This window comes from Streptomyces sp. NPDC030222, assembly GCF_055573115.1.
Map to the genome: position 1 here is coordinate 229,202 of NZ_JBVICA010000010.1, position 14,233 is coordinate 243,434.

Genomic DNA, 14,233 nt, shown 5'->3' on the forward strand with positions numbered 1-14,233 from the left:
CGGCCCCGACGGGAGATCAGTTCTCCTCGTGGGCCACGGCCCGGCGCGCATCGGCGTCGAGGACACCCCAGCTGATCAGCTGTTCGGTGAGGACCGAGGGCGACTGGTCGTAGATCACGGCCAGGGTGCGCAGGTCGTCCTGGCGGATCGACAGCACCTTGCCGTTGTAGTCACCGCGCTGCGACTGGATGGTCGCCGCGTACCGCTGCAGCGGGCCCGCCTTCTCGGCGGGGACATGGGCCAGGCGCTCCAGGTCCAGGACCAGCTTCGGCGGCGGCTCTGCGGCCCCGCCCGGCGTGGTGCCCGGCAGCAGCTCCTGGACCGGGACTCCGTAGAAGTCCGCCAGCTCGGCGAGACGCTGCACGGTCACGGCACGGTCGCCGCGCTCGTACGAGCCGACCACGACGGCCTTCCAGCGGCCCTGGGACTTCTCCTCCACCCCGTGGAGGGAGAGGCCCTGCTGGGTGCGGATGGCGCGGAGCTTGGCCCCGAGCTGTTTTGCGTATTCGCTGGACATAAGGCTCCCCGGACGCTGTATCGACGCGCGGCTCGGCCGCGCGGCTGGTCACTCACTGTGAGGTTACGCAGCGTGATTTGGATGCGTCAAGCCGAATGGGGTTCCCCCTCACCCTTTGGGGTACCGACGGGAGCGCGGCGTGTTCCTGGTACCGTGGACGGCGCAATTCCGACGTCCTTTAAGGTCCGTCCCGTGAGGCGGAGAAGGAGGTCCGTTTCGTATGGACGCACACACGGCTCATCCCGCTGATGCGGTGGCCCGCCCGGTTCTGGAGGCCCCCGACATCGAGCGCGTGCTCACGCGCATCGCCCACGAGATCGTCGAGCGCGCCAAGGGCGCGGAGGACGTCGTCCTGCTGGGCATCCCGACCCGCGGGGTCTTCCTGGCCCGGCGGCTCGCCGCCAAGCTCGAGGAGATCACCGGCCGCCGGATCCCCGTCGGCTCCCTCGACATCACCATGTACCGCGACGATCTGCGCCTGCGCCCCGCGCGGGCCCTGGGCCGCACCGACATCCCCGGTGACGGCGTCGACGGCCGGCTGGTCGTCCTCGTCGACGACGTGCTCTTCTCCGGGCGCACCATCCGCGCCGCCCTCGACGCGCTCGGCGACATCGGCCGCCCGCGCGCCGTCCAGCTCGCCGTCCTCGTCGACCGGGGCCACCGCGAACTGCCCATCCGCGCCGACTATGTCGGCAAGAACCTCCCCACGTCGCTGCGGGAGACGGTCAAGGTCCAGCTCGCCGAGGAGGACGGTCGCGACACCGTGCTGCTCGGCCTCAGGGACTCCGCCCCCGCCGGCGAGCAGTAAGCCGCCTCGTACGCCCCCAACGGCCGTACGGGCGCTGACGCGCGCCCGCATGCCGTGTGCCCCGTCCGGACCACAGCCGCCGGCGGTCCTCCGCCACAGGCCCGGACACCCGACCTCCAGACACCGGAGCACACCCAGATGAAGCGCCACCTCATCTCGGCCGCCGACCTCACCCGTGACGACGCCGTCCTCATCCTCGACACCGCCGAGGAGATGGCCCGGGTCGCGGACCGGCCGATCAAGAAGCTGCCGACGCTGCGCGGCCGCACCGTGGTCAACCTGTTCTTCGAGGACTCGACCCGTACCCGGATCTCCTTCGAGGCCGCCGCCAAGCGCCTCTCCGCCGACGTCATCAACTTCTCCGCCAAGGGCTCCTCGGTCTCCAAGGGCGAATCGCTCAAGGACACCGCGCTGACCCTGGAGGCCATGGGCGCCGACGCCGTCGTGATCCGCCACCACGCCTCCGGCGCGCCCTACCGGCTCGCGAACTCCGGCTGGATCGACGGAGCCGTCGTCAACGCCGGCGACGGCACCCACGAGCACCCCACCCAGGCCCTGCTGGACGCGTTCACCATGCGCCGCCGCCTGGTCGGCCGGGACGCCGGCATGGGCCGCGACCTGGACGGCCGCCGCATCACGATCGTCGGCGATGTCCTGCACAGCCGGGTCGCCCGCTCCAACGTCCACCTGCTGCACACCCTCGGCGCGCAGGTCACCCTGGTGGCCCCGCCCACCCTGGTGCCGGTCGGCGTCGAGACCTGGCCCTGCGAGGTCTCCTACGACCTCGACGAGGTGCTGCCGAAGTCCGACGCAGTGATGATGCTGCGTGTGCAGCGCGAGCGGATGAACGCCGCCTTCTTCCCGACCGAGCGCGAGTACTCGCGCCGCTACGGCCTGGACGGCGACCGCATGGCCCGGATGCCCGAGCACGCCGTCGTGATGCACCCCGGCCCGATGAACCGCGGCATGGAGATCACCGCCGAGGTCGCCGACTCCGACCGCTGCACCGCCGTCGAGCAGGTCGCGAACGGCGTCAGCATCCGGATGGCCGTCCTGTACCTGCTGCTCGGCGGCGCCGAGCCCGCCACCACCGCCCGTACCGAGGAGAACACCTGACCATGAGCAAGATCCTTATCCGCGGCGCGAAGGTACTCGGCGGCGACCCGCAGGACGTCCTGATCGACGGAGAGACCATCGCGCAGGTGGGCACCGGCATCGAGGCCGGCGACGCCACCGTCGTCGAGGCCGAGGGCAGGATCCTGCTGCCCGGACTCGTCGACCTGCACACGCATCTGCGGGAGCCCGGCCGCGAGGACTCCGAGACCGTCCTCACCGGCACGCGCGCCGCCGCGAGCGGCGGTTACACGGCCGTGTTCGCCATGGCCAACACCTTCCCCGTCGCCGACACCGCCGGCGTCGTCGAGCAGGTCTGGCGGCTCGGCAGGGAGCACGGCTACTGCGACGTCCAGCCCATCGGCGCCGTCACGGTCGGCCTGGAGGGCAGGAAGCTCGCCGAACTCGGCGCCATGCACGACTCCGCCGCCGGCGTCACCGTCTTCTCCGACGACGGCAAGTGCGTCGACGACGCCGTGATCATGCGCCGCGCCCTGGAGTACGTGAAGGCCTTCGGCGGTGTCATCGCCCAGCACGCACAGGAGCCGCGGCTCACCGAGGGCGCCCAGATGAACGAGGGCGTCGTCTCCGCCGAGCTCGGCCTGGGCGGCTGGCCCGCCGTCGCGGAGGAGTCGATCATCGCCCGTGACGTGCTCCTCGCCGAGCACGTCGGCTCCCGCGTCCACATCTGCCACCTCTCCACCGCCGGCTCGGTCGAGATCGTGCGCTGGGCCAAGTCCCGCGGCATCGACGTCACCGCCGAGGTCACCCCGCACCACCTCCTCCTCACCGACGAGCTGGTCCGCACGTACAACCCTGTCTACAAGGTCAATCCGCCGCTGCGCACCGAGCGCGACGTGATGGCGCTGCGCGAGGCCCTCGCCGACGGCACGATCGACATCGTCGCCACCGACCACGCCCCGCACCCGCACGAGGACAAGGACTGCGAGTGGGCCGCCGCCGCCATGGGCATGGTCGGCCTGGAGACCGCACTGTCGGTGGTGCAGCAGACGATGGTCGACACCGGAATGCTGGACTGGGCGGGCGTCGCCGACCGGATGTCCTTCCGGCCCGCGGCCATCGGCCGGCTCCAGGGCCACGGCCGCCCCGTCTCGGTTGGTGAGCCCGCGAACCTCACCCTGGTCGATCCGGCATACCGTGGAACCGTGAACCCCGCGGACTTCGCCTCCCGCAGCCGCAACACCCCGTACGAGGGCCGTGAGCTGCCGGGTCGCGTCACCCACACCTTCCTGCGGGGCCGGGCCACGGTCATGGACGGGAAGCTGGCGTGACACCTGCACTGCACCTCACCCTCGCCGCCGGACGGAAGTCCGCCGAGGTGACCGACTGGGGACCCCGCATCGCGTGGGCGATCGGACTCGTGGTCTTCGTCGTCTTCGTCTACTGGCTGATGCGCCAGGGCTGGAAGTGGCGCGGCAGCCTCCAGTCAGGCCTCCCCGAGCTGCCCACGGCCCCCGCCGCGCCCGGTAGCGCACGGCTCCGGCTGAGCGGCCGCTACCACGGCTCCACGACCGCCGGGCAGTGGCTCGACCGGATCGTCGCCCACGGCCTCGGCACCCGCAGCCGGGTGGAGCTCACCCTGACCGACGCCGGTCTGGACGTCGTGCGCCCCGGTGCGACCGACTTCTTCGTCCCGGCGGACCGGCTCCGCGAGGCCCGGCTCGACAAGGGCATCGCCGGCAAGGTCCTCACCGAGGGCGGCCTGCTCGTCATCACCTGGGAGCACGGCGACACGCTGATCGACTCCGGATTCCGCTCCGACCACTCGGCCGAGCACGCCGCCTGGGTCGAAGCCGTCAACTCCATGAACCACACCACCACGACGGAAGGCGCCGAACGATGACGACCTCCACCCAGGGAAGCGCCGCGCAGCGACGCAAGGCCGCTCCCGCCGTACTCGTCCTCGAGGACGGACGCATCTTCCGCGGCCGTGCCTACGGGGCCGCGGGGGTGACCTTCGGCGAAGCCGTCTTCTCCACGGGCATGACCGGCTACCAGGAGACCCTCACCGACCCCTCGTACCACCGCCAGGTCGTGGTGATGACGGCCCCGCACGTCGGCAACACCGGCGTCAACGACGAGGACCCGGAGTCCTCCCGCATCTGGGTGGCCGGCTACGTGGTGCGCGACCCCGCCCGCGTCCCCTCCAACTGGCGCGCCAAGCGCTCCCTCGACGAGGAACTCGCCCACCAGGGCATCGTCGGCATCAGCGGCATCGACACCCGCGCCCTGACCCGCCACCTGCGCGAGCGCGGCGCCATGCGCGTCGGCATCTTCTCCGGCAACGCGCTGCCCGACGAGGGCACCATGCTCGCCGAGGTGCGCCAGGCCCCCGAGATGAAGGGCGCCGACCTCTCCGCCGAGGTCGCCACCAAGGAGTCGTACGTCGTCCCCGCCATCGGTGGGAAGAAGTTCACCGTCGCGGCCGTCGACCTCGGCATCAAGGGCATGACCCCGCACCGCATGGCCGAGCGCGGCATCGAGGTGCACGTGCTGCCCGCCACGGCCACGGTCGAGGACGTCTACGCGGTCCGGCCCGACGGCGTGTTCTTCTCGAACGGCCCCGGCGACCCGGCCACCGCGGACCACGCGGTCTCCGTCATGAAGGGCGTGCTGGAGCGGAAGACCCCGCTGTTCGGCATCTGCTTCGGCAACCAGATCCTCGGCCGGGCCCTCGGCTTCGGCACGTACAAGCTCAAGTACGGCCACCGGGGCATCAACCAGCCCGTGCAGGACCGCACCACCGGCAAGGTCGAGGTCACCGCGCACAACCACGGCTTCGCAGTCGACGCCCCGCTCGACAAGGTCTCCGAGACCCCCTACGGCCGCGCCGAGGTCTCCCACGTCTGCCTGAACGACGACGTGGTGGAGGGCCTCCAGCTGCTCGACCAGCCGGCCTTCAGCGTCCAGTACCACCCCGAGGCGGCCGCCGGCCCGCACGACGCCGCGTACCTGTTCGACCGCTTCGTTTCCCTGATGGAGGGCCAGCGTGCCTAAGCGCACCGATATCCAGTCCGTCCTGGTCATCGGCTCCGGCCCGATCGTCATCGGCCAGGCCGCCGAATTCGACTACTCCGGCACCCAGGCCTGCCGGGTCCTCAGGTCCGAGGGCCTGCGCGTCGTCCTGGTGAACTCCAACCCCGCGACGATCATGACCGACCCGGAGATCGCCGACGCCACGTACGTCGAGCCGATCACCCCCGAGTTCGTCGAGAAGATCATCGCCAAGGAGCGCCCCGACGCCCTGCTGCCCACCCTCGGCGGCCAGACCGCGCTCAACACCGCGATCTCCCTGCACGAGAACGGCGTGCTGGAGAAGTACGGCGTCGAGCTGATCGGCGCCAACGTCGAGGCCATCCACAAGGGCGAGGACCGCGACCAGTTCAAGCTGGTCGTCGACGCGGTGAAGGCCAGGACCGGCCACGGCGAGTCCGCCCGCTCGGTCATCTGCCACTCCATGGACGACGCCCTCAAGGGCGTGGAGACCCTCGGCGGCTACCCCGTCGTCGTCCGCCCGTCCTTCACCATGGGCGGCGCCGGCTCCGGCTTCGCGCACGACGAGGACGAGCTGCGCCGGATCGCCGGCCAGGGCCTCACGCTCTCCCCGACCACCGAGGTGCTCCTGGAGGAGTCCATCCTCGGCTGGAAGGAGTACGAGCTGGAGCTGATGCGCGACAAGCACGACAACGTCGTGGTCGTGTGCTCCATCGAGAACTTCGACCCGATGGGCGTCCACACCGGCGACTCCATCACCGTCGCCCCGGCGATGACTCTCACCGACCGCGAGTACCAGATCCTCCGGGACATCGGCATCGCCGTCATCCGCGAGGTCGGCGTCGACACCGGCGGCTGCAACATCCAGTTCGCGGTCAACCCCGAGGACGGCCGGGTCATCGTCATCGAGATGAACCCCCGGGTCTCCCGCTCCTCCGCGCTGGCCTCCAAGGCCACCGGATTCCCGATCGCCAAGATCGCCGCGAAGCTGGCCGTCGGCTACACGCTCGACGAGATCCCCAACGACATCACCGAGCAGACCCCGGCGTCCTTCGAGCCGACGCTCGACTACGTCGTCGTCAAGGCACCGCGCTTCGCGTTCGAGAAGTTCCCGTCCGCCGACTCCACCCTCACCACCACCATGAAGTCGGTGGGCGAGGCCATGGCCATCGGCCGGAACTTCACCGAGGCCCTGCAGAAGGCCCTGCGCTCCCTGGAGAAGAAGGGCAGCCAGTTCACCTTCGTCGGCGAGCCCGGCGACAAGGCGGAACTGCTGCGCGAGGCGGTCCGCCCGACCGACGGCCGGATCAACTGCGTCATGCAGGCCATCCGGGCCGGTGCCACGCCCGAGGAGGTCTTCGAGGCCACGAAGATCGACCCGTGGTTCGTCGACCAGCTCTTCCTCGTCAAGGAGATCGCCGACGAGCTGGCCTCCGCCGCGAAGCTCGACCCGGAGCTGCTCACCGAGGCCAAGCGGCACGGCTTCTCCGACGCCCAGATCGCCGAGATCCGCGAGCTGCGCGAGGACGTCGTGCGCGAGGTCCGGCACGCCCTCGGTGTCCGCCCGGTCTACAAGACGGTAGACACCTGCGCCGCCGAGTTCGCCGCGCGGACGCCGTACTTCTACTCCTCGTACGACGAGGAGAGCGAGGTCGCGCCGCGCGAGAAGCCCGCCGTGATCATCCTCGGCTCCGGCCCCAACCGCATCGGCCAGGGCATCGAGTTCGACTACTCCTGCGTCCATGCGTCCTTCGCGCTGCACGACGCCGGGTACGAGACCGTGATGGTCAACTGCAACCCCGAGACCGTCTCCACCGACTACGACACCTCCGACCGGCTCTACTTCGAGCCGCTCACCCTGGAGGACGTCCTGGAGATCGTCCACGCCGAGTCCCTGGCCGGCCCGATCGCCGGCGTGGTCGTCCAGCTCGGCGGCCAGACCCCGCTGGGCCTGGCCCAGGCGCTCAAGGACAACGGCGTGCCGGTCGTCGGCACCTCCCCGGAGGCCATCCACGCAGCCGAGGACCGCGGAGCCTTCGGCCGGGTGCTCAAGGAAGCCGGTCTGCCCGCTCCCAAGCACGGCACCGCCACCACCTTCACCGAGGCCAAGGCGATCGCCGACGAGATCGGCTACCCCGTGCTCGTCCGCCCGTCGTACGTGCTCGGCGGCCGCGGCATGGAGATCGTGTACGACGAGACCCGCCTCGAGTCGTACATCGCCGAGTCCACCGAGATCAGCCCCACCCGGCCGGTACTGGTCGACCGGTTCCTCGACGACGCCATCGAGATCGACGTCGACGCGCTCTACGACGGCACCGACCTCTACCTCGGCGGTGTCATGGAGCACATCGAGGAGGCCGGCATCCACTCCGGCGACTCCGCCTGCGCCCTGCCCCCGATCACCCTCGGCGGTTTCGACATCAAGCGCCTGCGCGCCTCCACGGAGGCCATCGCCAAGGGCGTCGGCGTGCGCGGTCTGATCAACATCCAGTTCGCGATGGCCGGCGACATCCTGTACGTCCTGGAGGCCAACCCCCGCGCCTCCCGGACCGTCCCCTTCACCTCGAAGGCCACCGCGGTGCCGCTGGCGAAGGCCGCCGCCCGCATCTCGCTGGGCGCCACCATCGCCGAGCTGCGCGAAGAGGGCCTGCTGCCCCGGCACGGGGACGGTGGCACCCTGCCGCTGGACGCGCCGATCTCCGTCAAGGAGGCCGTGATGCCGTGGAGCCGCTTCCGCGACGTGCACGGCCGCGGCGTCGACACGGTCCTCGGCCCGGAGATGCGCTCCACCGGCGAGGTCATGGGCATCGACTCGGTCTTCGGCACGGCGTACGCCAAGTCGCAGGCCGGCGCGTACGGCCCGCTGCCCACCAAGGGCCGCGCGTTCGTCTCGGTCGCCAACCGCGACAAGCGCTCGATGATCTTCCCGGCCCGCGAGCTGGTCGCCCACGGCTTCGAGCTGCTCGCCACCTCCGGCACCGCCGAGGTCCTCAAGCGCAACGGAATCAGCGCCACAGTGGTGCGCAAGCAGTCCGAGGGCGAGGGCCCCGGCGGCGAGAAGACCATCGTCCAGCTCATCCACGACGGCGAGGTCGACCTCATCGTCAACACCCCGTACGGCACCGGCGGCCGTCTCGACGGCTACGAGATCCGCACCGCAGCCGTGGCACGCGGTGTCCCGTGCCTGACGACGGTCCAGGCGCTCGCCGCCGCCGTCCAGGGCATCGACGCACTCAACCACGGCGACGTAGGCGTCAGGTCCCTCCAGGAACACGCGGAACACCTGACCGCGGCCCGCGAGGACTAGCAGCCACCCATGAGGGGGACACCGGACCGGTGTCCCCCTCTTCATGAGGAAACAGGCATGTACAAATTCTTCTTCTCCCTGGTGTTCAAGCGGATGGACGCCGAGAAGGCCCACCACCTGGCCTTCCGCTGGATCCGGCTGGTCGTCCGCGTCCCGGTGCTGCGCACCTTCGTCGCGGCCGTCCTGGCCCCGCGCTACAAGGAACTGCGGACCGAGGCGCTGGGCCTGCGCATGCACGGCCCGTTCGGCCTCGCCGCCGGGTTCGACAAGAACGCCGTCGCCATCGACGGCATGAGCATGCTCGGCTTCGACCACGTCGAGATCGGCACCGTCACCGCCCGGCCGCAGCCCGGCAACCCCAGGAAGCGCCTCTTCCGGCTCGTCCGGGACCGCGCGCTGATCAACCGCATGGGCTTCAACAACGACGGCTCGGAGGCCGTCGCCGCCCGTCTCGCGGCCCGCCGGGAGATCTTCCGCACCACCGTGGGCGTCAACATCGGCAAGACCAAGGTCGTCCCCGAGGAGGAGGCCGTCGCCGACTACGTGACCTCCACCGAACGGCTCGCCCGGTACGCCGACTACCTCGTCGTCAACGTGTCCTCGCCCAACACCCCCGGCCTGCGCAACCTCCAGGCCACCGAGGCGCTGCGCCCCCTGCTGAGCGCCGTCCGGGAGGCCGCCGACCGCACGGTCACCGACCGCCGGGTGCCGCTGCTCGTCAAGATCGCCCCCGATCTCGCGGACGAGGACGTCGACGCCGTCGCCGATCTCGCCGTGGAGCTGGGACTGGACGGCATCATCGCCACCAACACCACCATCGCCCGCGAGGGCCTCGGCCTCGCCTCCGACCCCGAGCTGGTCAAGGAGACGGGCGGACTGTCCGGCGCCCCGCTGAAGGAACGCTCCCTGGAGGTGCTGCGCCGCCTCCACCGGCGTGTCGGCGACCGTCTCGTCCTGGTCGGCGTCGGAGGCGTCGAGAACGCCGAGGACGCCTGGCAGCGCATCCTCGCCGGGGCCACGCTGGTGCAGGGCTACAGCGCCTTCGTCTACGAGGGCCCGTTCTACGCCCGCGCCGTCCACAAGGGCCTGGCCGCCCGCCTCAAAGCCAGCCCGTACGCCACCCTTGCCGAAGCCGTCGGCGCCGACACCCGGAAGGCCACCCCGTGACGATCGAATCCTTCGGCGCCCGGCTGCGCCGCGCCATGGACACCCGCGGCCCGCTCTGCGTCGGCATCGACCCGCACGCCTCGCTGCTCACCGCCTGGGGCCTGACCGACGACGTCGCCGGCCTGGAGCGGTTCACCCGCACCACCGTCGAGGCGCTGGCGGACCGCGTGGCCGTGCTGAAGCCGCAGTCGGCGTTCTTCGAACGCTTCGGCTCCCGGGGCATCGCCGTCCTCGAGAAGGCCGTCGAGGAGGCACGTGCGGCGGGCGCGCTCGTCCTGATGGACGCCAAGCGCGGTGACATCGGCTCGACCATGGGCGCGTACGCGGCGACCTACCTGGACCCGCGCAGCCCGCTGTTCTCCGACGCGGTGACCGTCAGCCCCTACCTGGGCTTCGGCTCCCTGCGTCCCGCGCTGGACGCGGCGGTCGTCAACGGCTGCGGCGTCTTCGTCCTGGCGCTGACCTCCAACCCGGAGGGCGCGGAGGTGCAGCGCTCCGCGGCGGCCGGCGGCGTGTCCCTGGCACAGCTCATGCTGAACCACATCGCCGACGAGAACGCGGGCGCCGAGCCGATGGGCTCGGTCGGTGCGGTCGTCGGTGCGACCCTCGGCGACACCGGCGTGGACCTCGGCATCAACGGTCCGCTCCTGGCGCCCGGAATCGGCGCCCAGGGCGCCACCCCGGCCGACCTGCCGCGGGTGTTCGGCGAGGCCGTCGGCAACGTCGTCCCGAACGTCAGCAGGGCCGTGCTGCAGGCCGGCCCCGATGTGAAGGCTCTGCAGGAGTCGGCCGCCCGATTCGCCGCAGAGGTGCGCTCGGCCGTCTCCGGTTGAGGCTCTCACGTCCAAAAACCGGGGCAATATGTCCAAAAAGTCCTGGTCGGCCAAGGCTGACCAGGACTTTTCCGCTGTTCTCGCTGACTCCGGCGGACTTGGCCGCTAGTCTCCGTCGCAGAGCAAGCGTGCACTCGCTTTGTTCGCTGCTCACCTGGTGGGGGGCGCAAGGGTTCCTCACCGGTCCGTATCCGACAGTTCGACATCCGAGGTGACGTAGGCGTGGCTCTTCCGCCCCTTACCCCTGAACAGCGCGCAGCCGCGCTCGAAAAGGCCGCCGCGGCTCGCCGGGAGCGGGCCGAGGTCAAGAATCGACTCAAGCACTCCGGCGCCTCCCTCCACGAGGTCATCAAGCAGGGCCAGGAGAACGACGTCATCGGGAAGATGAAGGTCTCCGCCCTCCTGGAGTCCCTGCCCGGCGTCGGCAAGGTCCGGGCCAAGCAGATCATGGAGCGTCTGGGCATCTCCGAGAGCCGCCGCGTGCGGGGTCTCGGCTCGAACCAGATCGCGTCCCTGGAGCGTGAGTTCGGCGGCGGCGCCGCCTGACGTTTCCAGGTGCGTTCCCGGGCACTCCCGAGAACCTGGATAATCGCTGCATGGCAGCAGAAGTACGTCCGCGGCTGACCGTGCTCTCCGGCCCCTCCGGGGTGGGCAAGAGCACGGTCGTCGCCCATATGCGCAAGGTCCACCCCGAGGTCTGGCTCTCGGTGTCGGCCACCACCCGGAAGCCGCGCCCCGGGGAACAGCACGGTGTCCAGTACTTCTTCGTCACCGACGACGAGTTCGACAAGCTGATCGCCAATGGTGAGCTGCTGGAATGGGCGGAGTTCGCGGGCAACCGCTACGGCACGCCCCGCCACGCGGTCCAGGAGCACCTGGAGGCCGGCAAGCCGGTACTGCTGGAGATCGACCTCCAGGGCGCCCGGCAGGTGAAGGAGTCCATGCCGGACGCCCAGCTGGTCTTCCTCGCCCCGCCGAGCTGGGAGGAGCTCGTCCGCCGGCTCACGGGCCGGGGAACCGAGTCGCCGGACGTCATCGCCCGCCGCCTGGAGGCGGCGAAGGTCGAGCTGGCCGCCGAGGCGGAGTTCGACACCACCCTGGTGAACACCTCCGTCGAGGACGTCGTACGCGAGCTGCTAGCCTTGGTGACGCTGCCTTCCGGGGAATGATCTCCCCGGACGCCCGCAGCGCGTTCGATCTTTGACTGAATTCCCTGAAGTTTCTTCGGAAGGCTAGAGAGTGTCCTCTTCCATCACCGCGCCCGAGGGCATCATCAACCCGCCGATCGACGAGCTGCTCGAGGCCACGGACTCGAAGTACAGCCTCGTGATCTACGCGGCCAAGCGCGCGCGTCAGATCAACGCCTACTACTCCCAGCTCGGCGAGGGCCTGCTGGAGTACGTCGGTCCGCTCGTGGACACCCACGTCCACGAGAAGCCGCTGTCGATCTCGCTGCGCGAGATCAACGCGGGTCTGCTGACGTCCGAGGCCATCGAGGGCCCTGCTCAGTAGTCACGACAGATCCTCACCACAGGCCCGGCAGGGGGCGCTCCCAGTGGTAGCTGGGAGACCGTCCGCCGGGCCTGTGGTGTCTCGTGGAGCCGTAGAACCGTCATCACTGGGGAGCCGAAGTGGACAAGCCGAGGGTCGTCCTGGGCGTGAGCGGCGGTATCGCCGCGTACAAGGCCTGTGAGCTGCTGCGCAGGCTCACCGAGTCCGGTCACGACGTACGCGTCGTGCCCACCGGGTCGGCGCTCCAGTTCGTCGGCGCCGCGACCTGGTCGGCACTGTCCGGTCACCCGGTCTCCACCGAGGTGTGGGACGACGTCCACGAGGTCCCCCACGTGCGGATCGGCCAGGGCGCCGATCTCGTCGTCGTCGCCCCCGCCACCGCCGACGTGCTCGCCAGGGCGGCCCACGGCCTCGCCGACGACCTCCTGACCAACACCCTGCTCACCGCACGCTGCCCCGTGGTCTTCGCGCCCGCCATGCACACCGAGATGTGGGAGCACCCGGCCACCCGGGAGAACGTCGCCACCCTCCGCCGCCGCGGCGCCGTCGTCCTCGAACCGGCCGTCGGCCGGCTCACCGGCGTCGACACGGGCAAGGGCCGGCTGCCCGAACCCGGCGAGATCTTCGAGGCATGCCGCAGCGTGCTGCGGCGCGGCACGCCCGAGCCGGATCTGCGGGGCCGCCATGTGGTCATCAGCGCCGGCGGCACCCGTGAGCCCCTCGATCCCGTGCGCTACCTCGGCAACCGTTCCTCCGGCAAGCAGGGCTACGCCCTCGCCCGCACCGCCGTCGCCCGCGGCGCCCGGGTGACCCTCATCGAGGCCAACACCGGCCTGCCCGACCCGGCCGGCGCGGACGTGGTCCACATCGGCACGGCCCTGCAGCTGCGGGAGGCGGTCCTCAAGGCCGCGACGGAAGCGGACGCGGTGGTGATGGCCGCCGCCGTCGCCGACTTCCGCCCGGCCGCCTACGCCGCCGGCAAGATCAAGAAGCAGGAGGGCAGGGAACCGGCCCCGGTCTCCCTGGTGCGCAACCCCGATATCCTCGCCGAGATCTCCGCCCGGCGCGCCCGCCCCGGCCAGATCGTCGTCGGCTTCGCCGCCGAGACGGACGACGTCCTCGCCAACGGCCGCGAGAAGCTCCGCCGCAAGGGCTGTGACCTGCTCGTCGTCAACGAAGTGGGGGAGCGCAAGACCTTCGGCTCCGAGGAGAACGAGGCCGTCGTCCTGGCCGCCGACGGGGCCGAGACGCCCGTTCCGTACGGCCCCAAGGAAGCCCTCGCGGACACCGTCTGGGACCTCGTCGCCCCACGCCTCGGCTGACGCTCCGGCAGTGCCGGAGGTAGTGCCGCAGGTCACAGGGCCGACATAGGGTGAGACACGCGCCCCGCCGAGAGGCAACGACCGATAAACTGGTCGCGGAACGACGCGGGGCGCAGCCCCCCGGCCGGTCCAACCATGATCAGCCAGCAGCCGCTGCAAACACAGGGAGCGTTGTGTCCCGTCGCCTGTTCACCTCCGAGTCCGTCACCGAGGGCCACCCCGACAAGATCGCTGACCAGATCAGCGACACCATCCTCGACGCGCTGCTCCAGGAGGACCCTTCCTCCCGCGTCGCCGTGGAGACGCTGATCACCACCGGCCTGGTGCACGTGGCCGGCGAGGTGACCACGAAGGCCTACGCCGACATCCCCACTCTGGTGCGCAACAAGATCCTCGAGATCGGCTACGACTCGTCCAAGAAGGGCTTCGACGGTGCGTCGTGCGGTGTGTCGGTGTCGATCGGTGCGCAGTCGCCGGACATCGCGCAGGGCGTCGACACCGCGTACGAGAAGCGGGTCGAGGGTGACGAGGACGAGCTGGACAAGCAGGGTGCCGGCGACCAGGGTCTGATGTTCGGCTATGCGTCGGACGAGACGCCCGAGCTGATGCCGCTGCCGATCCATCTGGCGCACCGGCTGT

14 protein-coding genes are annotated in these 14,233 nt (G+C 70.6%); 13 read left to right on the top strand and 1 reads right to left on the bottom strand.

Annotated elements, in window-relative coordinates; translation table 11 throughout:
• Window positions 1–16: 16 nt before the first annotated feature.
• Window positions 17–517 carry a transcriptional regulator BldD gene (gene bldD / locus ACZ4Z5_RS17335; protein ID WP_189976704.1) on the bottom strand — a complete coding sequence of 167 codons (501 nt, stop codon included), beginning with the start codon at window positions 515–517 and terminating at the stop codon, window positions 17–19.
• Window positions 518–737: 220 nt separating this feature from the next.
• Here bldD and pyrR point away from each other — a divergent pair, with 220 nt between their 5' ends.
• The 13 genes from pyrR to ACZ4Z5_RS17400 all read left to right on the top strand — a co-directional run.
• Window positions 738–1,325 carry a bifunctional pyr operon transcriptional regulator/uracil phosphoribosyltransferase PyrR gene (pyrR, locus tag ACZ4Z5_RS17340; RefSeq protein WP_468263176.1) on the top strand — a complete coding sequence of 196 codons (588 nt, stop codon included), beginning with the start codon at window positions 738–740 and terminating at the stop codon, window positions 1,323–1,325.
• Between the two features lie 138 nt (window positions 1,326–1,463).
• Window positions 1,464–2,441, top strand: coding sequence for an aspartate carbamoyltransferase catalytic subunit (locus tag ACZ4Z5_RS17345; protein ID WP_468263179.1), 978 nt, complete (start codon window positions 1,464–1,466; stop codon window positions 2,439–2,441).
• Between the two features lie 2 nt (window positions 2,442–2,443).
• Complete coding sequence (locus ACZ4Z5_RS17350; RefSeq protein ID WP_468263182.1) at window positions 2,444–3,730, top strand: dihydroorotase; 1,287 nt, start codon at window positions 2,444–2,446, stop codon at window positions 3,728–3,730.
• The gene (locus tag ACZ4Z5_RS17355; RefSeq protein ID WP_468263185.1) at window positions 3,727–4,302 is read left to right on the top strand and encodes a PH-like domain-containing protein; all 576 of its coding nucleotides are present in this window, start codon (window positions 3,727–3,729) and stop codon (window positions 4,300–4,302) included. The genes ACZ4Z5_RS17350 and ACZ4Z5_RS17355 overlap by 4 nt, the downstream gene beginning before the upstream one ends.
• Window positions 4,299–5,456 (top strand): glutamine-hydrolyzing carbamoyl-phosphate synthase small subunit, encoded by a 1,158-nt coding sequence (gene carA, locus ACZ4Z5_RS17360; protein ID WP_468263188.1) that lies wholly within the window; start codon window positions 4,299–4,301, stop codon window positions 5,454–5,456. The genes ACZ4Z5_RS17355 and carA overlap by 4 nt, the downstream gene beginning before the upstream one ends.
• A complete protein-coding gene (gene carB, locus ACZ4Z5_RS17365; protein ID WP_468263190.1) occupies window positions 5,449–8,760 on the top strand; it encodes a carbamoyl-phosphate synthase large subunit in 3,312 nt (1,103 codons plus the stop codon). The genes carA and carB overlap by 8 nt, the downstream gene beginning before the upstream one ends.
• Window positions 8,761–8,817: 57 nt before the next feature.
• Entirely contained in the window at window positions 8,818–9,927 is a 1,110-nt protein-coding gene (locus tag ACZ4Z5_RS17370; protein WP_468263193.1) for a quinone-dependent dihydroorotate dehydrogenase, read from the top strand.
• Window positions 9,924–10,760: an orotidine-5'-phosphate decarboxylase gene (gene pyrF, locus ACZ4Z5_RS17375; RefSeq protein ID WP_468263196.1), complete on the top strand. Its 837-nt coding sequence runs from the start codon at window positions 9,924–9,926 to the stop codon at window positions 10,758–10,760. The genes ACZ4Z5_RS17370 and pyrF overlap by 4 nt, the downstream gene beginning before the upstream one ends.
• A 222-nt stretch (window positions 10,761–10,982) precedes the next feature.
• A complete protein-coding gene (locus ACZ4Z5_RS17380) occupies window positions 10,983–11,306 on the top strand; it encodes an integration host factor (protein WP_005319887.1) in 324 nt (107 codons plus the stop codon).
• 50 nt (window positions 11,307–11,356) lie between these two features.
• Entirely contained in the window at window positions 11,357–11,929 is a 573-nt protein-coding gene (gmk, locus tag ACZ4Z5_RS17385; RefSeq protein ID WP_468263199.1) for a guanylate kinase, read from the top strand.
• Window positions 11,930–11,999: 70 nt separating this feature from the next.
• On the top strand, window positions 12,000–12,272 hold the full coding sequence (rpoZ, locus tag ACZ4Z5_RS17390; RefSeq protein WP_039649019.1) for a DNA-directed RNA polymerase subunit omega: 273 nt from the start codon (window positions 12,000–12,002) through the stop codon (window positions 12,270–12,272).
• Window positions 12,273–12,391: 119 nt separating this feature from the next.
• Entirely contained in the window at window positions 12,392–13,594 is a 1,203-nt protein-coding gene (gene coaBC, locus ACZ4Z5_RS17395; RefSeq protein WP_468263202.1) for a bifunctional phosphopantothenoylcysteine decarboxylase/phosphopantothenate--cysteine ligase CoaBC, read from the top strand.
• 173 nt (window positions 13,595–13,767) lie between these two features.
• Window positions 13,768–14,233: S-adenosylmethionine synthetase N-terminal domain-containing protein (locus ACZ4Z5_RS17400; protein ID WP_468263205.1), on the top strand; the 466-nt coding region annotated here is incomplete at its 3' end.